Genomic DNA, 19,247 nt, shown 5'->3' on the forward strand with positions numbered 1-19,247 from the left:
TATACAAGTTAAGAAAATACAGTAAACCTAACTATAACGCCAGCATACGGGACTATTCATGCTTACAAGTACGCTACTTATCTCCAACCAAATCCCCACACTACAATATTCCTCCACGGCAGAGCGATTCGACGAAACTTGGGAAGCTCCCCTGGCTACCCTTCTCGGACTCGGACGCGCCGCAGGTGCTGACTTCATCGAATTATTCTTAGAACGTCGTAACTATATCAGTTGTCTAGCAGAAGACGACGCAATTACTAGTATTTCGCCCAGTTTAGCCACAGGTGCAGGAGTCCGAGTGTTTCGTGGCAAAGCCGACTGCTACGTTAGCACCAATGACCTATCTTTTTCTGGTTTGAAAGCGGCCTTAGAAAAAGGACTTTCTATTTTAGGATTAGAACTACCGACTCATAACGCCTTCATCCCAGAAATTAATCTAGAATTACTCAGAGATTACGCCACAAAAAGAGGTAAAGATGGCTGGTTATCTTTGTGTAGTTCCATCCGAGAAATGGGTGAAGTGCTGCTTGATGGTACTAGCCACCTCCAGAAAAAAGCTAACCATGTACAATCCCGCCGGGCTTCCTATTTCCGCGACTGGCAAGAAGTCTTAGTTGCTGCTAGTGATGGCACATTCGCCCGTGACATTCGCCTCACTCAATCCGTAGGATTTAACCTATTGTGTGCAGATGGCGCGAATCGTACATCTATCGGTGAACGCGCAGGTAATACGAGTGATGCTAACTTCCTCAGAACTTGGGATTATCAAGAAGCATCCGAAAAAATTGCCGAATCTGCCGGAAAAATGCTGTACGCAGATTATGTAGATTCAGGTACTTACCCGATTATCATGGCCAATCACTTCGGTGGGGTCATCTTCCACGAAGCCTGCGGACATCTGCTAGAAACTACGCAAATTGAACGTAAGACCACACCCTTTGCAGACAAAAAAGGCGAAAAAATTGCCCACGAAAGTCTGACAGCTTGGGACGAAGGTCGAGCAGAAAATGCCTTCGGTACTATTGACATGGACGACGAAGGAATGCCAGCGCAAAGAACCCTATTAATTGAAAAAGGTGTTCTGAAAAACTTCTTAGCAGATAGAACAGGTTCTTCCCGCACCGGACACCCCAGAACCGGAAGTGGTCGCCGCCAAGGTTATACCTTTGCTGCTGCTAGTCGGATGCGTAATACTTATATTGCTCCTGGAGAATACACCACAGAAGATTTATTTAACTCAGTTGATAAAGGCATTTACTGTAAAAAGATGGGTGGCGGTAGCGTTGGGGCTACAGGTCAATTTAACTTTGGTGTAGATGAAGCTTATTTAATTGAAAATGGCAAAATCACAAAACCACTCAAAGGAGCCATCCTCATTGGTGAAGCCAAGGAAATCATGAACAAAATTTCTATGTGTTCCCAAGATTTGGAACTTGCGCCTGGCTTCTGTGGTTCCGTTAGTGGCAGTATCTACACCACAGTAGGACAACCCCACATCAAAGTTGACTCTATCACCGTCGGCGGCAGATAAAGAATTTGGCAACGCCTAAAACAGTGCATGATGATTCTCTTGTGGAACAGGCATCTTGCCTGTTTTGGGTGGGCTAGAAGGCCACCCATAATATGTATCTTTATCCGCCAAATCAGTTGTGTAACACCCCCATAAATCTAAAATCTAAAATCCAAAATTGACCATGCCGAATATTAATGACATTGCTAATAATGCCAAGGAAAATGCTAGTAAACTTGGGATTAAAAAATTTGACATTTATGGCTCCACTGTAGATGAAACTAGCGTCCAAGTAGACCAAGGTGAACCAAAACAAGTTAAAGCCTCAAATCGTTCTGGGGTGACAGTGCGGGTCTGGAATGAAGACAATACAATGGGTGTCACCAGCACCACAGATGTAGACCCCAAGGGGCTGGAATTAGCATTAAAAACTGCCTACGAAGCTAGTTTTTTTGGGGTGAAAGAAAACGTCCCTGATTTTAGCCCGGAAGCAACTGTTCCTATCACCAGCACACATCAGGAAAAAGCAGCCCAAGCACCTGTGGCTGAGTTAATAAATAGCCTAATTTTAGCTGAAAAAGAACTTTTAGCAGCGCATCAGGCAATTCAGGGCGTACCTTATAACGGTTTAGCCCAAAGAGATATTGACAGATTTTATCTCAATAGCGATGGCGCAACCAGAACGGAATCTCATTCATTAGCATCGATTTATCTTTACAGCAAAACCGAGGAAGAGGGGAAAAAGCCCCGCAGTGGTAGTGCTTTTAGAATTGAACGGAGTGTGAATAATCTTGATATCAATGGTTGTATTAAGGAAACGGCAGAGAAAACCATCAGCCACTTGAATTATGAAAAAATTAAGTCTGGTAAATATCGAGTTGTTTTCTCTCCTGATGCTTTTTTAAGTTTGTTGGGTGCGTTTTCTAATTTGTTCAACGCTCAAAGCATTTTGGATAATCAAAGTTTATCGAATGCTGATGATTTAGGCAAGCAAATTGCTTCACCTCTACTTTCAGTTTATGATGATTCTCTGCACCCAGCTAACGTTGGGGCGGAAAGTTTTGATGGCGAAGGAACTCCGACTCGTCAGGTTTCGCTGATTGAAAATGGTGTTTTAAAAAGCTTTCTTCACAGTGCAGGTACTGCGAAAAGAATGAATACCCAACCTACAGGTAACGCCAGTATTGGTGCAAAAGTTAGCGTCAGTCCTAATTTTTATCATGTGTTTGCAGCCACGTCACCTGAACAAAATTTGAGTTTAGACACTGCGGAAAATGTGATTTTAATTGACGATTTGCAAGCTCTTCATGCAGGAGTGAAATCTTTACAAGGCTCGTTTTCTCTACCTTTCGATGGCTGGCTAGTTAACAAGGGTGTGAAAACGAGTATTGAATCAGCAACTGTGGCTGGCGATTTCTTAGAACTTCTCAAATCGATTGTTTATGTAGATAAAGAAGCAGAACTTACTCCTGGTGGAGTATGTCCCAAAATTTGGGTTGACCAACTTTCCATTACTGGTGAGTAAAAGTTGGGAGTTAGGAGTTATGATTTAACTCTTAACTCTTATTCTTCACCACCAATACCAAGATTGATATTAAAACCGTCAGCACCACTGACATCAGTACCAATCATTACTGCACCATTAACCTGAGCATTATATAAGTTGGCATCGCTCAAATCGGCATTGGTCAGATTTGCGTAATCAAAGGTAGTACTATTAGCAAAGGCATCTGTAAGGTCAGCAGAGCGTAAGTTAGCACCTGTTAAATCTGCGCCTTCTAGATTAGCCTGTTCTAAGTTAGCACCTGTTAAATCTGCGTTTCTCAAATCAACGCCTATGAGGTGAGCGCCTTTAAGGTTAGCGTTTGTTAAATCGCAACCATAACATTCCCTAGTTTCTAGTAACTGCTGTTTGGGAGTAAGTTTTTCTGTAGCTGAAATGGGCGCAGCTAAGGATAGCGTACTGAGTAGCGCTGCTGCGGTCAAAAATATGGTTTTCATAATTTATCTACCTTGTATAATTCCTAGAAGTTAATGATTTAATTCACTTCTATGATATAGATTATGCACTGTTCTCAGTATTATGTCCTCTCGCTATAGGAGGAATTTACTGAATACATAAGTTAAAAAATAGTTATATTTCAAAAACAACATTTTTTAGAAACTTTTCGCATCAGAGTATATTGCGGTGCATGGTGACTTAAATCGCCAAAATTTGTGAAAAACTAATTGTTGAAATTAACTCATGTTATCCGATAATCCTTCCTGGGTATTCACTTAGATATCCATTTGGTTGACAATTCAGGACGGGTACTTGATGCTAAATAGCGTAAATTTGAATAAATCGGTAGAATATCCCAGTATCGTCTAATTACGATGCATCTACTCCGTTTTAGGTAATGATGAAACAGCAACCAAATAGACGCAGACGGGGTGTAATCCTTACCCTACAAGGTTGGGATAAATTTCAAGCAGCCAAAACTCAAGCTGAGTTTGATGAAAATGCTGGAGATAGCTTTTCTTTAGAAGAACTGAGCGATCGCACCCATTTAGCTCTACACACTATATCTAGGATACAGGGACGCTTAGAACCTGTAGATAAAAGTTCCTTGCAGTCTGCCTTTGCTACCTTTGGGTTGGAATTAGGTAACAGTGATTATACCCGACCAAGTACCCCGGAACATTTGGAACTCCGACACACAAATCCCCGGTATGATTGGGGAGAAGCACCGGATGTATCGCTGTTTTATGGTCGTTCTCAGGAATTATTGCAGCTACGACAGTGGGTATTACAGGAACGGTGTCGTTTAGTCGCGTTATTGGGAATTGGTGGTATCGGTAAAAGCACTTTAGCAGTCAAGTTAGGATTGCAAGTTCAAAACGAATTTGAGGTAGTGCTGTGGAGAAGCCTGCAAAATGCACCACCAGTAGAGGAGAATTTAATCAGCATATTGCAATTTGTGTTGTGGGCATTGCGGAAAGAGATAGTGATACCTGAAAGCTTTGATGGCAAACTATCGAAACTGATGGAATGTTTGCAATCAAACCGATGTCTGCTGATATTAGACAATGTTGAGACAGTTCTCTCTAGAGATGGACAAGCAGGGCGATATTGTCCTGGCTACGAGGGATATGGTCAATTACTCAAGTGCGTTGGGGAAGTACCTCATCAAAGTTGCGTTTTGCTTACCTCCAGAGAAAAACCCAAAGAAATTGTTTCCTTAGAAGGAGACAGAACAGGAGTGAAATCTCTGCCATTAAAGGGATTAAATCCTCATGAGGGACAACAGTTATTTCAGCAAAAAGGACTATTTACAGGTACAGAACGAGAATGGCAAATACTCATCGAGCATTATGGCGGTAATCCCTTAGCGCTGAAGATTGTCGCAGCCGGAACCCAAGAGCTTTTCAATGGTAAGATTGCCCCTGTTTTGGAGTATATGCAACAGGGTATACTCCTGTTTGAGGATATCAGCGACTTATTAGAGTGCCAGTTCCAGCGTTTGTCAGCAGTGGAAGAAGAAGTGATGTATTGGCTGGCAATTAATCGAGAGCCAGTATCCATTGCCGATTTAATTGAGGATATTGTCACATCTGCTTCCAAACGTCAATTACCGTCAGCAATTAAATCTCTACGGCGATGTTCATTAATTGAAACAAGCGGTGAGCATTTCTTCTTGCAACCAGTGGTGATGGAATATGTGATCCAGCGATTGATTGAAAAAATTTATCAAGAATTAGTAGCAGAAAAGTTTGTTTCTCTAGGCTTACTTCAAACCCATGCTTTGATTAAGGCAACAGCCAAAGACTATATCCGAGAGACACAAAAGCAATTAATTGTGCAACCGTTGCTTGAGCAATTGTTGCTAGACATAGGCTCTCAACAAAAGCTGGTAATTTTATTGCAAGATTTACTAGAACAGCAAAGATATCAAGCTCCAATACTATCAGGCTATGCCGGGGGAAATGTCCTTAACTTGCTAACGCATTTGCAAGTAAGTTTACAGGGGTATGATTTCTCAAATTTGAGCATTCGGCAGGCGGACTTACAGGGTGTAAATCTAGCTGGAGTTAATTTTCAAAATACTGCTTTTGATCAGTCTGTATTTGCAGCAACTTTTAAGAATATTTATTCACTTGCCTTGAGTCCAGATGGAACACTTTTGGCTACGGGTGATGCCAATGGACAAATTCATTTGTGGCAAATGGCGGATGGCAAAAATTTGTTGACATTTAAGGGACATGAAGGTTGGGTTTGGACAGTCGCCTTTAGTCCAGATGGGCAAACTCTGGCAAGTGCTGGTCATGATGGATTCGTTAAATTGTGGGATACAAAAACAGGAGATTGCCACAAAACTTTAGATAAACACACAGGTATTGTTTGGTCTGTCAGTTTTAGTCCGGATGGTCAAACTATAGCTAGTGGTAGTCAAGACACTTTAATTTGTTTATGGGATGTCCGTCTAGGCCAGTGCCTCAAAATACTGCAAGGTCATACTAGTGCGGTATGTTCAGTCCGTTTTAATCCAGATAGTTCTATCCTGGCAAGCAGTAGTCAAGATTGCGACATTCGCTTGTGGGATGTCAGTGAAGGTATCTGCATAAAAACTTTGCAAGGTCATGTTGGCAGGGTCTGGTCGGTTCGCTTCAGTCCAGATGGTAAAACTCTTGCCAGTGGCAGTAGTGACTACTCTGTTCGGTTATGGGATATGAATAAAGGTACTTGCACTAATACATTCCACGGCCATACAAATGAAGTATGGTCAGTGTGCTTTAGTTCAGATGGTCAAAGTCTAGCCACCGGTAGTTATGACTCCAGTGTGAGGTTGTGGAGTGTGCAGCAAGGTACGTGCATTAAAATTTTACACGGTCATAACAGTACCGTGTTCTCAATCGCTTTTAGTTTAGATGATCAAACCTTAGTTAGTGCCAGTAGTGATTCCAGTGTGCGTTTATGGGATGTCAGCAAAGGTGTGTGCGTGAGAACGTTACAGGGTCATAATAGTGGGGCGCTTTCGGTCAATTTTAACCCTGTATGCCTGCGGCAGACCTACGGTGAAAGCGCAGCTTCCCCGAAGGGGATTAATTGTATATTGGCGATCGGTGGTTTTGATGGTTTAGTTCGGCTATGGGATGTTGCGTCTGGATACTATACTAAAACTTTACAAGGTCACACAGATTGGATATGGTCAGTTAGCTTTAGTCCAGATAGTTCTTTATTAGCGAGTGGCAGTAATGACAAAAGCATTAAACTGTGGGATGTTATTTCTGGTGATTGTATTACAACGATTAACGACCATAGCGGTGGAGTAATATCAGTTACCTTTAGTCCTGATGGTCAAACCTTGGCTAGTGCTAGTAGGGACATGAGTGTGAAGTTATGGAACATTCAAGAGCATAAATGTATAAAAACATTAGAAGGTCACACGAATGCAATCTGGTCAGTTAGCTTTAGTCCTGATGGAAATACTTTGGTTACAGGTAGTGATGATTGCTTGATTAAGTTATGGGATGTGGGTGAAGGCAAATCCATAAAAACTTTGCCTGGTCACGATTATGGAGTCTGGTCAGTGCGTTTTAGTCCAGATGGTAAAATACTCGCTAGTGCTAGTCTTGATGGTTCAATTCGATTGTGGGATACTAGTAACTTTACTTGCATAAAAGTGTTGCAAGGCCATACTTCTAGTGTATGGTCAGTCAATTTTAGTCCTGTTAGCGCAGCTTACCCGGAGGGAGTTGGTTATACCTTAGCATCCATTAGTTCTGATCAAACAATTCGCTTATGGGATCTGAATAACTTTACCTGTTTAAAAGTGTTGAATACTCATATTAATGGAGTATGTTCTGTTTGCTTTAATTCTGTTGGTAATATCTTGGTTCATACTAGTGAAGATGAGGGAATTAAGTTTTGGGATGTGGAAACAGGTGAGTGCATCAAAACCCTGAAAGTAGATCGCCTTTATCAAGGGATGAACATCAGGGGGGTGACTGGGTTAACAGCAGCGCAGCGATCGGCTTTGTTGGCTTTGGGGGCGGTTGAGGGTTTGGGGTAGGGTTTTGGGAGAGTTGGGAAGAGGGCGATCGCATTTAGAAGGAAGAAAAAACCTGAGCGATCAATTCATGTATCTTCTCTTTACTTTTACCAAGTGCTGCCATGAATATTTCAGTAATAGTATCCCACCAAGCTTTTTCAGCCTCTTCTCTTGCTTCATCAGATATTTTTCCTTTTCTTTGGGGGGGTATGGTGTGTAATATTTCTTCTATTTTGGCTTTAGCTTTTTCAGCTTCGGCTTTAGCTTTTTCAGCTTCGGCTTTATATTTTTCAACTTCATCCTCTTCTATTATGTCTAACATTATTTTTTTTTGTTCTCGTGGCAAAGCATGAATAATACGGTCTACTAATTCCTTTAAACCGTATTGCTCATTAGCTGAAACAGGTACAATTTGCTCTAATTCTAAATTAAAAGTACGCTCGACCTCCTCACACTTTTTCTTGATGTTATCCAACTGTTTTGAACTAGGTATTCCCTTTTTATCATCCCATTCTTTATATGGTTCAATTTTATCGACTTGATTGATAATCATCAAGAAAGGTTTCCCATTCTCACAATAAGGATGCACTAATTTCTTAAAAAACTCCTGATCTGAAGTAAAAGCTCTATCATCTCCTTTAAGAACCCAAAAAATTAGATCAAGCTCAGGTAGTAGCTTTTTATAAAGCTCTGCATATTCTTTATCGCGTTCCTTGTTCTCACCAGCACCTGGTAGATCTATCAACTTTAATTTTTTATTACCAATAGATAAAAGAACTTCTTTAGGTTCTCGCGTACAAGCTGCAATATCATCAATTTCACAAACATCTTTGCCAAAAAGCGCATTACACAAACTAGATTTTCCTACTCCAGTTTTTCCAAATACTCCAACTTTAGGTTCATAGTTAATAAGTTTATTGATTCGTTCCTCAATCTCATTTATAGATTTAGGTGATTCGCCTTGATTTTTCACAAAATCCAACAATAGTTCGACTGGTTTTTCACGACTGTATGAATGCATTTAATTATCTCCTATTTATTTTGCCGATTTAACACAGATGCCAAGGCTGCTAACACCTATTTATCTGAATATGAATAATGCAATCTCAAGATGGACTCTAAAAAGGCATGAACTATTAGATTCCATGCCTTAATATTCCTAACTACTGTCTATAAATTAGCGGAACTTTACATAGCTACCATTTCTGTCAAACTGACCTTTGAAAGCCCAGTTAATCCATCCCCCATCGCCTTTGTTGGTAAAATCACCACTTTCAAAAGCCCAAATACCGTAAGTAATACCGTTATAATTAGTCTTAGCAAAAAATTTAACTCCCTTGAAGTTTTCATCATAGTTTTGGCTCAAATTAAAAACCATCACATTATGATTTTTACCAGCTTTAAAATAAGCTTCTTCCATTAGACCCTTTACGAATCCTTCACGGTCTCGATCAGCATTAACACTAGATGCGATCGCTTCAGCGATTCCAAGTACATCGACTCCAACTTCTAAACCAACAGCCATCTTTTACTCCTTATCTAAGTATTTTGATCGCACTCTTCACATCTGTACAAATCAAAACCAAGCCTGATTACGCACATAAAGAGTTATTTGTAAAGTGCGATGTAGTTGTTGCATGATTACAGTCTGCCTAGTTTTCCGTATTTACACCAGGCAACTTTAGCAAGTTAAGTTCAACTTAAGACGTTCGTAAATTTTCTGACAGCGTTCACGTAGTAGCGGCTTCCGCATCGCCCGCATCAACCCCATCATCAAAAGTGCGATAAGCGAAGCTTAATGCCTTTGGCATATCTTTTTTAGCCAAATCAAGAAGGTGATATCATGGCTTAGGTATCCAACTAGGAAAGTGTTTAGCAAACAAAAAAGCTCCAATTAGGCAAAAGCTACCACAAATAATTAAAGTATTAGGAGCGCCAATTTTATGAGCTAAACTACCTGTTAATAAATCACCAAAAGGTTGAATCCCTACAAATGTCACTGTAAATAAACTCATGACTCGTCCGCGTTTGTCATTCTCAACAATTGTTTGTAGTGTTGTATTGCTAGAGGCGATTTCTATAATGCCACTAAAACCAATAATTAATGACATTAACAGCGAAAACCAGAGTACATTAGAAATACCAAAAGCAATTAGCCCAACACCACAAATTGCTGTGGCAAACACCATCATTTTTCCTGAATGCCGTTCAATTGGACGAATGTTCAGATAAATTCCGCCAAATAACGCTCCTAGTCCTGCTGATGCTGTTAGGAAACCAAGAGTGCTGGCATCACCATGTAAAATTTCACTGGCAAAAATTGGTACAATCGTGGTATATGGCATAGCAAATAAACTAAATAATGCCAAATTTTGTAAAATCGCTCGAATATCAACACTACTGAATGTATAGGTAAATCCTTCTTTAAATTGCTGCCAAAAATTAGTTTGTTGGTTTGCTATAATTTGGTGTTGAATTTTGATATTGGATACAGCAACAATAACAGCAATATAACTAATACTATCAATTAAAAAACAGTATCCACTTCCTAATTTAACAATGATGATACCTGCAATAGCAGGACCTATTAATCTCGCTCCAGTGACAAGTATAAAATTTAATGCAATTGCATTAGCTAAATCTTCTTTTTTATCTACTACATATTTAATGAATGTATCCCTAGTAGGTGAATCAAAAGCATCAATCAAACCTTGCAATAAACTTAAACCAATTACACACCAAATATTAACCACGTTACACAGAGTTAATATAGCTAGTATTAGTGATTGCAGCATTGCTAGTTTTTGAGTTAAGATTAGCATCTTATGAAGATTACATCTGTCAAGTATAACCCCGGCAAAGGGTGTTAAAAAAAAGCAAGGAATTTGACTTATAAATCCTACTATTCCTAGCATCAATGCTGAATCCGTTAACTGATAAACTAGCCAAATAGTTGCTACATTTGTCATCCAAGTACCAATTCTAGATATTCCTTGTCCTATAAAAAAAAGACGATAGTTTCTTGACTTTAATGCTGTTGGAATTATCTTAGTAGAAAGTACATTTTTGACCATGATTCATGCGTGATGTAGTTAATATACGCTCTAGTTTGCGTACTTTATACTCTTTACACCAGGCAACTTTAGCAAGTTAACTATAAGTTAACTTAAGATTAAGCATTGATTAAACAGTTGGAGAATATTCTTTTAATCAAATAATAGGAAAAAAATACATAAAAATATCAGATAATAAAGCAATTGTAACTTTATATTGCTTTATTATCAATAATAATACTTAGGTTGATATCCCCATCACCATAAATGCGATCGCTTATGTTGTTGCAATTGAAGAGTCTTGGGAAATAGAATTTCTATTCGAGCTATTTCTTCTACCAGTAATCAGCATATTTATCGGAGATGCTGGTGCGGTAACTAAACCACGTCGCTTTGGTTTAACTTCAATATTATCTACTAAGGTTAATGAATATGCAGATAGTATTTTCACAAGTACAACCTTCATTTCAAATAAAGCAAAAGCTGCACCAATACAGCGCCTCACACCACCACCAAAAGGTAGAAATTCATAGGGAGAAAATTGCTTTTCTAAAAAACGTTCGGGGCGAAATTTCTTAGGTTCTGGATATAAATCTTGACGTTGATGGGTTAAATAAATATTCCCATATAATAAAGTACCTGGTTGCAAATCATATCCAGAAATTTGTAATGGCTTTTCGACTCTGCGGAGAAAAGTTTGCATTCCGACTGGGTAAATTCGTAGGGTTTCACAGCAAACCGCATTGAGATAGGGTAATTTATTTATGGCATTAATATCGGGATTGTCAGGGAAATCCTCATATAAACTATCAATTTCTGCCAGCAATTTTTCTCCTACTGCTGGTAATTTATGAATCCAGTAGAAAGCCCAAGCCAAAGCAGTCGCAGTGGTTTCTTGACCTGCAATCAATAAAGTTAACAATTCATCCCGCAATTCTTGATCGCTCATTGATTCACCGTTTTCACCCCTAGCAGACATCATCAAACTCAAAATATCAGTTCTCGATGTATCTGCTTGTTTTCTCCGCTCTTGAATTTCTGAATAAAGTAAATTATCTATCTCTTGTTGCAATTTTATATGCTTACCCCAAGGACTCCAACTTCCCCAATCTTTTTGTAAAAACCCCAAATAAAGCATAGCTGCACCACCTGGGGAACTGATGTTATTCAACATTTGATTGAGCAAATTTTCCATCTGCTTTGCACTGTCACCTTCGTAAAATCCAAACACTAGCTTGACGATTGTCCGCAAACTAATAGCTTGAGTAACATCTCGTATAGAAAAGGATTTACCTATTTCCAAATTCCTAATAATTACTTCAGTAATATCATTTATAGCTCCAGCATAACTACGCATCCTATCACCATGAAATGCAGGTGTGAGTAGTTGACGTTGACGCTGATGCTCTGTAGAATCTATGGCGATGAGAGAAGATGGTCCAAACAAGCAACCAAATGTGGAATTTTGATAACCAGGTGCGGTAAAATTCCCGGAGGAATCACCTGTTAATATCTGCTGTAGGGCGATGGGATTGCTAACAATTACGACTGGAGTTAATTGGGGACTAATACACAGAGTAAAAATATCACCGTAGTTTTTAGCACATTCTTCTAGTAGGGATAGGGGGGATACAAACCAACGTACTATCTGAACAAAAGTAGGAATTTTTACAGGATTGGGTAGTGCCATTGATTTAATTTTTAGTAAACTCTTGCAATTATTCCTGACTCAAATCATGAACTTTTAAATAACCGAATGATTCATTGAGTTAGATTAGAATCACAACTCGATTTCCCTAAAATCATAATTTATAAATCATTTAGAGTAGTTGTTACATACTCTAGTGTGCGTATTTTCCCGTACTTACACCAGGCAAGTTTAGCAAGTTAAGTGCAACTTAAGCCTTTTGGAGACCGGGAGAGCGATCACGTAGTGGCGGCTTCTGCATCGCCCACATCCATCCCATCACCAGAAGTGCGATCGCATTTTGAAACAGCAGTGTATATGGTGATTTGTCTCCTAAAGCTTTAAGGTGATCATATTTGATGTTCTAATATCTTTCTTTTCATAAAGAAATAAATACATATAAAATTCACGAGTAATACTAAGGGAGTTAAATAGCTCCAATGCCATGACATTTTATCTAATATATGCCAAGGAAGCACAAATATAATTAGGTAAGTTAGTTGATGAAGTCTTACCCAATTCTTTTTTAAAGCTTTCATGCTCCAATCATTTGAAGTGATTGCCAGTAGAGTCATGATAAAAAACATGAAAATACCTTGGAAATAGTGAATATATGTCTCTAGATGTAGAAAATTAATATTTCTTTGAAGCATTAGCAGTAAACCATGATTTGATGCTAATATATAGGAGATAATACCAATGTGCCGTCTTTTCTTGAGCAGCCAAATTAATATCTTGTTGCCACGCGTATTTGGAAAAACGACTCTTAATATACTTGGTACTAAAGTTGCCGTGTAAAATAGTAATGCCAAGCAACCAAGGAAGTTAGCTAGAGGGACAGGTCTAAAATATAAACCTAAAAGTACAAAAGCAATATAGCTGCTTAAGTAAAGGATTAGAAAGATGAGGGATTGTTTACTAATGCTAAAATTTAGGCGCATAAATTACTAAATATTGTATGTAGGTTGCTGATTTTGTCTATTGCAAATTGAGCTATTTTGTGAATAAAAAAATTGCTACATTCAATAAGTAAGCAACTTCAGTCTTGGTAACAGAAAATATATTGCTCATATATATTTGTCTGTAAACCACTATGTCGTTGTTACATATTACAGTTTGCATATTTTTACGTACTTACGCCAGCCAACTTTAGCAAGTTAAGTTCAACTTAAGCATTTCGTAAACGTAAATCAAGAACATATTTTAAAAGCTCAAACCCATGTAGGATAGTAATTAGAAGTTCCAGGTAATTTGATTGGGCGCAAATATCCCAACTCATTTCAACATTGCCCACTGTTAATATTGGTCGCTTTTTATGGCTATGTTTTGCTGTTTTAGTGCCACTATATCTGTATTGACTGCATACTTGGATAGTGAGGACTTTAGTCCTCACTACGAACCTATTTGATGAGAGTTGCTGAATCTTTGCCACTACCTAACAGGTACAATAGTGCCATGCGAATGGCAATACCACTGGTAACTTGCGACTGAATCAAGCTAAACTCTGGATCATCCATCAAATCTGAGCTAATTTCTACACCCCGGTTAACTGGCCCTGGATGTAAAACTTTAACGTTAGGTTGACACAGTTGCAGCTTTTTGCGTGTAATGCCAAAGGTTTGATGATATTCTCGCAGACTGGGGAGTAAATGAGCTGTCATGCGTTCTTTTTGCAGGCGCAAAGTCATGACTATATCTGCATCCTGTAAAGCTGGTTCTAATTCCCAATGTAGAAATAGTTGACGGTTGAGTGTGGGGGATGAGGGTGTTTTATCTTCTTCTAAAACAAAGTCTTTAAATAACTGAGGTAGCAGGGTTGGTGGTGCGGCTAGATGCACTTGTGCGCCACTGGCTGTTAAACTCCAGATATTTGATCGCGCTACACGAGAATGTAAGATGTCTCCGACGATCGCAATTTTTTTGTCTTTTAACAGTTCTAACCGGGGATGACTGCGATCAATTAAAGTACAGATAGTAAACAAATCTAGCAATGCTTGGGAAGGATGCTCATGTTGACCGTCACCAGCATTGAGGACACTCACTCGCGCACCTAGACGATCCATTTCTTGAGCGATCGCATTCGGAACTCCAGCTTCTCGATGGCGAATCACCATAATATCAGTTCCCATCGCCAAATAGGTCTTCGCTGTATCAAGAATTGTTTCTCCCTTGGTCATGGAAGAACTGGCTGCGGCAAAGTTGAGGGTATCTGCACTCAGACGTTTGGCGGCCAGTTCAAAACTGCTGCGGGTGCGTGTGGAAGGTTCAAAAAATAAATTCGCCACCACCTGTCCTTGTAGGCTGGGTACTTTCTTTGTCCGCCGTGACAGCACCTCCTGAAAACTAGCAGCAGTTTGTAAAACAATATCGTATTCGGCTGTTGTGAAGTCAGCAAGAGAAAGAACGTGATGACGATTCCAGGTGGTAGTAGGCATAAATAGCTTTCAGTGTTCTATGTAAAGACGCAATAATTTACGCCTCTACAGCTTTTTAAATTACATAACATATTCAGTGGAAATCATAGCACTTGCCTTCTATCTAAATAGATACCTGTTTCTCAAGGCGAGGTTTTGAGGCGATATCGCACATTCTCAGGTAGCTCTTCACTGTTTATTACGGTTAACCACACCTTTGGCATTTGTCAATCTCTTGCAAAAAATATTTACATAATGTTATATTCAGTTACATAAGAAAGCAAAAAAGAAAAAACCATGACCAGCAAAGGATTTAAGATAAACGAACTCGGCGAACGGAATAAAGTCGCCATTGAGCCAAAAGTCTATGTAGACCAAACCCCAAGAGCAGGTTTTACCCAGTATGCAGAGAAACTCAATGGTCGTCTGGCGATGATTGGCTTTGTCTCACTCATAGCCGTAGAACTGATTACAGGACACGGTTTAATTGGCTGGTTAACTAATCTGTAAATTGAATATTCCCGACAGTTACTCAACTAATCACAGTAAAACAATAAACGAGAAAAAATATGAGAACCGATTTTGATTTTTCCCAAAAAGATTTATTTGGTCCGGTTGTATTTAGACAAAATTTCAATAACTTTGAAATCATCAACGTCAACCAAGCTTGGTCATTATTTTTCAGTGCTGGAGAAGACGATAGTAAGCTAGGAAGAGGAAGCGAGTTAGGACGTTTCTTTACTAACTCTTTAATCGCTATCGGTGTCACAGGAACTCTTTGGGCAGTTTACTTCAACCATTTGGCTTAAATTGTTGTTTTTAAACTGTAAATTGCATAAATACCCCAGAAGTCTTGATTTTATCCCCAAGGCTTCTTTTCAATATTTAAATTCTCAGTCCCCTAATTACTCATGATGGCATCTAACAGGAGGCCAGCCCCAAAACGCACAACATCATTGCAAGGTAAACCAGTTTCGGCTGTAGTTTGTGCGATCGCCTCCTGAGCTGTAAACTCATCTAAGTGAGCCGTATTTAAAGCTATACCAACTACAGGCACATTACCAAAAGCCCCTTCTGCACTGGCGACAGTCTCATACAAGCGAATTACCTTGAGTAGAGACGGAATTAGAACATGGGAATGATTACGCACGTGAACTTGTCCCGCCCGATGTGCCAAAATTAATTGCGTTGGTTGCGAACCACGGATTAAAGGTAAGGTAGCAGTAGAACCAGGATGGAGCAGTGAACCTTGTCCTTCAATGTGAAGAATATCGTAGTTTTGTCCATAACGCATGACCATTTGCTCCACAGCACCAGCTGCAAAATCGACGCGCACAGCATCTAAAGGAACACCATCCCCTGCTAACATTACCCCAGTTTGACCGGTAGCCAAAAATTTAGACCGCCATCCCCTTCGCCTTGACTCCCAATGCAATTCTAAGCTAGTAGACATTTTACCAATTGCCATATCAGTTCCCACAGTCAACACCCGGCGACAGGGAAGAGTTTGAGCTAACCCGCTAGCAACACCCAAATTAGCTGGTTCTTTTCGCACATCCCAAATTAATTGTCCGGGTTTGAGCAGTGTATTTAACTCCGGTATATCTGCTAATGGTGTGTGTAAACCATTCACCAAAGACATCCCAGCTTGTAAAGCATTTTTAATTTCTAACCAGTAATCATCCGGTAAAGCCCCGCCTTTGGGAGCAATACCAATGACCAAGACTTCTGGTTGATACTCCAGTGCTGCTGTTAATGATGCCACGATTGGCACATCACGCTTAATCCCAGTTAACTCTAACAGAGATTTGCCAGCAGACTCACGATCAATCAAGGCCACAATGGGCGATTCACTATAGCGTAAAAGTGATAGCCCAGTTTTACCCTGAGTCCCAGTAATTCCTTCATGTAGCAGAATTGCTATTCTTTGATTAAGTGGCGATCGCACTATATTGTACCCCCAAGCCAGGTAGATCGTTTGGTAAAATTCTCCCCTCTTGCACTAATGCACCGGTAAAGGGGTCATCAATTAAATTCAGATGACTGTCTAAATCTAAATAATCAGCTAATGGTGCTAACTGTGCTGCGGCTGTATTAGCTAGTGTACTGTCAGAATAGCAACCAAACATAACTTGTAACTTGTATGCTCGCGCCGTGTGTACCATCCGCATAGCCTCAGTCAATCCCCCTGATTTCATCAGTTTGATATTAATCCCATCTACATAGTTTGCTAAATCGGGAATATCGGAGCTAGTAAAGCAACTTTCATCAACAAATATTGGTAGAGGGGATTTCTCCTTTAGTTCCACTAAACTTGTTTCTTGACCCCGTGGTAATGGTTGTTCTATATACTTTATGCCTAAATCAGCTAGCCAGTTACACATATAAATAGCATCTTCTAAGCTCCAACCCCCATTTGCATCTACAAATAATTCTAAATTCGGTGCTTCTTGTTGTATCGCTAATAGCATTTGCTGGTCTGCATCTATACCATCGGGACTGCCTAATTTCACCTTAAACAGGCGAACATCCATAAATTGTAACCAGTCCCGCGCCCTAGCTCTAGCTCCTGCTGGTGAATTAATCCCAATTGTTACCGAAGTTGGTACTGTAACATCACGGTCAAGTCCCCAAATTTGCCACAGAGGTAATCCCACACGTTTACCCAGCCAGTCATACATCGCCATATCCAGTGCAGCCTTAGCTGATGAAGGAATCTGCCGTTGTCTGAAAATTTCCTCAATTTGCTGGCGCTGTAACGGGTTGAATTCTTGTAATACTGGTGCGAGTTGCTCCAAATAATCTTTGATAATCTCTGTTGATTGGGAATGAGTCCCTACGCCAAAAGGCGATGCTTCACCCCAGCCTTCAATACCATCTTGTAAAATTTTCACCCATATATTTGTGGTTTGGGCTGTTGTACCGCGACTAATAGTCAAGGGAAATCGTTTCTTGACAGTAAATAAATTTACTTGTAATTCCATAAATATATAGGACTATTATCTGATTATTGCTGGCGTAGCCTGCGCTTTGCGCTTACAAACACGTAGGGTGTATATGGCTGACGATCAAGCGCAGCTTAACGCACCAAAGTCTTAATCATGGTGCGTTACGGATTTCATCCTAACGCACCCTACTGGCGTGACAAGCTTAAAATGTTGCAAAAAATTGTAGGTTGGGTTGACGTAAGGAAACCCAACATCATTGGCAACGTTGGGTTGCGCTGCGCTTAACCCAACCTAAGTCTAATGCACTATTTTAGGCTTGTCAGTCCACTACTGGACTGACAATGGTAATGTATTTTTTTATGTTTCCTTAAAAGAAAAAGCCAGAGAATAATTGTGAAATTATTGCTCTAGCCAAAGATATTTTTTTTAAATTAAGAATCTAGGGGGTGAGTAGTACCCACCCTCAATGATTACTTACTTACTGGTGCTTCAGTAGCTGTTTTACCAACCAACATTGCCGCATTTTCTTCACTTTCAAGAATACCGAATTCAATCAACAATTCTTCTAGTTCTTCCATTTCGATGGGTGTAGGAATTGTCAGATTTTTGTTGTTGATAATCTTGGTAGCCAAAGTCCGATATTCGTTACTTTGATTACTATCAGGAGCGTACTCATTGACAGTCATCCGACGCAACTCAGCGTGTTGTACAATGTTGTCGCGAGGTACGAAGTGAATCATTTGGGTGTTCAAGCGTTTCGCCAGGGTTTCGATTAAATCAACTTCCCGGTCAACGTTACGGCTGTTACAAATCAAACCACCCAAGCGCACACCACCAGTGTGAGCATATTTAAGAACACCACGAGCGATGTTATTAGCAGCGTACATCGCCATCATTTCACCTGATGTGACAATGTAGATTTCTTGCGCTTTACCTTCTCTTATAGGCATCGCAAAACCACCGCATACAACGTCACCTAATACGTCGTAAGATACGAAGTCAACATCTGTGTATGCACCATTTTCTTCTAAGAAGTTGATGGCGGTAATAATACCCCGACCAGCACAACCTACACCAGGTTCTGGACCACCTGATTCTACACAACGGACATCACGGAAGCCGGTCAGCATGACTTCATGTAATTCGATGTCTTCTACAGCGCCTCTTTCAGCAGCCAATTGTAGAACACTAGTTTGAGCTTTACTGTGTAGCATCAAACGAGTGGAGTCAGCTTTAGGGTCACAACCGACGATAAGAATGCGCTGACCCATTTCCGCCATAGCAGCCAAGGTATTTTGAGAAGTAGTAGATTTACCAATACCACCTTTACCGTAGAAAGCTATTTGTCTAATTTTTTCGTCAGTCATGATAATGATTTCCTACAATTATTTTGTTGATTGGTCTGAACGTTTCTATCAGTCTTTCAGGCTTGGTTAGGTATAGTTAAACCACCACGAGTCTGATATTTGCAGCGAATTCTGCCACGTTTTTCCAGTTAAGAAGCTAACACCTGGAGGTCAGTTCTCATCCATATATCACCTCTGCCAAAAAGTTGCGTTGATGCAGAGTAATTTTTTTAGGAAATTGCTCATGAGATATTGCA

Annotated in this window: 16 protein-coding genes; 6 read left to right on the forward strand and 10 right to left on the reverse strand. The window is 39.9% G+C overall.

The window, feature by feature from the left end:
• Positions 1-58 precede the first annotated feature (58 nt).
• Together ACM0OW_RS02265 and ACM0OW_RS02270 are read left to right on the forward strand one after the other, a co-directional pair.
• Entirely contained in the window at positions 59-1,531 is a 1,473-nt protein-coding gene (locus tag ACM0OW_RS02265; protein ID WP_414548391.1) for a TldD/PmbA family protein, read from the forward strand.
• A 163-nt stretch (positions 1,532-1,694) separates the two neighbouring features.
• Positions 1,695-3,035: a TldD/PmbA family protein gene (locus ACM0OW_RS02270; RefSeq protein WP_414548392.1), complete on the forward strand. Its 1,341-nt coding sequence runs from the start codon at positions 1,695-1,697 to the stop codon at positions 3,033-3,035.
• A 38-nt stretch (positions 3,036-3,073) separates the two neighbouring features.
• Here ACM0OW_RS02270 and ACM0OW_RS02275 read toward each other — a convergent pair whose 3' ends face one another.
• Complete coding sequence (locus ACM0OW_RS02275; RefSeq protein ID WP_414548393.1) at positions 3,074-3,511, reverse strand: pentapeptide repeat-containing protein; 438 nt, start codon at positions 3,509-3,511, stop codon at positions 3,074-3,076.
• A 398-nt stretch (positions 3,512-3,909) separates the two neighbouring features.
• Here ACM0OW_RS02275 and ACM0OW_RS02280 point away from each other — a divergent pair, with 398 nt between their 5' ends.
• Entirely contained in the window at positions 3,910-7,563 is a 3,654-nt protein-coding gene (locus ACM0OW_RS02280) for an NB-ARC domain-containing protein (protein WP_414548394.1), read from the forward strand.
• A gap of 34 nt (positions 7,564-7,597) precedes the next feature.
• Here the strand turns inward: ACM0OW_RS02280 and ACM0OW_RS02285 are convergent, their stop codons facing one another.
• From ACM0OW_RS02285 to ACM0OW_RS02300, 4 genes are all read right to left on the reverse strand, one after another.
• Positions 7,598-8,563, reverse strand: coding sequence for a GTPase family protein (locus ACM0OW_RS02285; protein ID WP_414548395.1), 966 nt, complete (start codon positions 8,561-8,563; stop codon positions 7,598-7,600).
• A gap of 156 nt (positions 8,564-8,719) precedes the next feature.
• The gene (locus tag ACM0OW_RS02290) at positions 8,720-9,067 is read right to left on the reverse strand and encodes a hypothetical protein (protein ID WP_414548396.1); all 348 of its coding nucleotides are present in this window, start codon (positions 9,065-9,067) and stop codon (positions 8,720-8,722) included.
• A gap of 316 nt (positions 9,068-9,383) precedes the next feature.
• Entirely contained in the window at positions 9,384-10,616 is a 1,233-nt protein-coding gene (locus tag ACM0OW_RS02295) for an MFS transporter (RefSeq protein ID WP_414548397.1), read from the reverse strand.
• A gap of 256 nt (positions 10,617-10,872) precedes the next feature.
• A complete protein-coding gene (locus tag ACM0OW_RS02300) occupies positions 10,873-12,285 on the reverse strand; it encodes a cytochrome P450 (protein ID WP_414548398.1) in 1,413 nt (470 codons plus the stop codon).
• Between the two features lie 201 nt (positions 12,286-12,486).
• Here ACM0OW_RS02300 and ACM0OW_RS02305 point away from each other — a divergent pair, with 201 nt between their 5' ends.
• Positions 12,487-12,627 carry a hypothetical protein gene (locus ACM0OW_RS02305; protein WP_414548399.1) on the forward strand — a complete coding sequence of 47 codons (141 nt, stop codon included), beginning with the start codon at positions 12,487-12,489 and terminating at the stop codon, positions 12,625-12,627.
• A 5-nt stretch (positions 12,628-12,632) separates the two neighbouring features.
• On the opposite strand, the gene ACM0OW_RS02310 is transcribed toward ACM0OW_RS02305, so the two are convergent.
• Positions 12,633-13,223, reverse strand: coding sequence for a ferric reductase-like transmembrane domain-containing protein (locus tag ACM0OW_RS02310; RefSeq protein ID WP_414548400.1), 591 nt, complete (start codon positions 13,221-13,223; stop codon positions 12,633-12,635).
• A gap of 459 nt (positions 13,224-13,682) precedes the next feature.
• Positions 13,683-14,717, reverse strand: a complete 1,035-nt coding sequence (locus tag ACM0OW_RS02315) for an aspartate carbamoyltransferase catalytic subunit (RefSeq protein ID WP_414548401.1) — start codon at positions 14,715-14,717, stop codon at positions 13,683-13,685.
• A gap of 276 nt (positions 14,718-14,993) precedes the next feature.
• On the opposite strand from ACM0OW_RS02315, the gene ACM0OW_RS02320 reads away from it, so the two are divergent.
• Positions 14,994-15,206 carry a chlorophyll a/b-binding protein gene (locus ACM0OW_RS02320; protein ID WP_414548402.1) on the forward strand — a complete coding sequence of 71 codons (213 nt, stop codon included), beginning with the start codon at positions 14,994-14,996 and terminating at the stop codon, positions 15,204-15,206.
• Positions 15,207-15,265: 59 nt separating this feature from the next.
• Positions 15,266-15,505, forward strand: a complete 240-nt coding sequence (locus ACM0OW_RS02325) for a hypothetical protein (RefSeq protein ID WP_414548403.1) — start codon at positions 15,266-15,268, stop codon at positions 15,503-15,505.
• A gap of 92 nt (positions 15,506-15,597) precedes the next feature.
• Here ACM0OW_RS02325 and ACM0OW_RS02330 read toward each other — a convergent pair whose 3' ends face one another.
• The 3 genes from ACM0OW_RS02330 to nifH all read right to left on the reverse strand — a co-directional run bounded on the left by ACM0OW_RS02330 (position 15,598) and on the right by nifH (position 19,011).
• Entirely contained in the window at positions 15,598-16,644 is a 1,047-nt protein-coding gene (locus ACM0OW_RS02330; RefSeq protein ID WP_414548404.1) for a DUF1611 domain-containing protein, read from the reverse strand.
• The gene (locus ACM0OW_RS02335) at positions 16,628-17,680 is read right to left on the reverse strand and encodes a dipeptide epimerase (RefSeq protein ID WP_414548405.1); all 1,053 of its coding nucleotides are present in this window, start codon (positions 17,678-17,680) and stop codon (positions 16,628-16,630) included. Before ACM0OW_RS02335 ends, ACM0OW_RS02330 begins: the two co-directional genes overlap by 17 nt.
• 434 nt (positions 17,681-18,114) lie before the next feature.
• On the reverse strand, positions 18,115-19,011 hold the full coding sequence (gene nifH / locus ACM0OW_RS02340) for a nitrogenase iron protein (RefSeq protein WP_414548406.1): 897 nt from the start codon (positions 19,009-19,011) through the stop codon (positions 18,115-18,117).
• Positions 19,012-19,247 lie beyond the last annotated feature (236 nt).

Origin of the sequence: Anabaena sp. CCY 0017, from assembly GCF_963920885.1 — a bacterium.
Taxonomy (GTDB): Bacteria; Cyanobacteriota; Cyanobacteriia; order Cyanobacteriales; family Nostocaceae; genus Nodularia.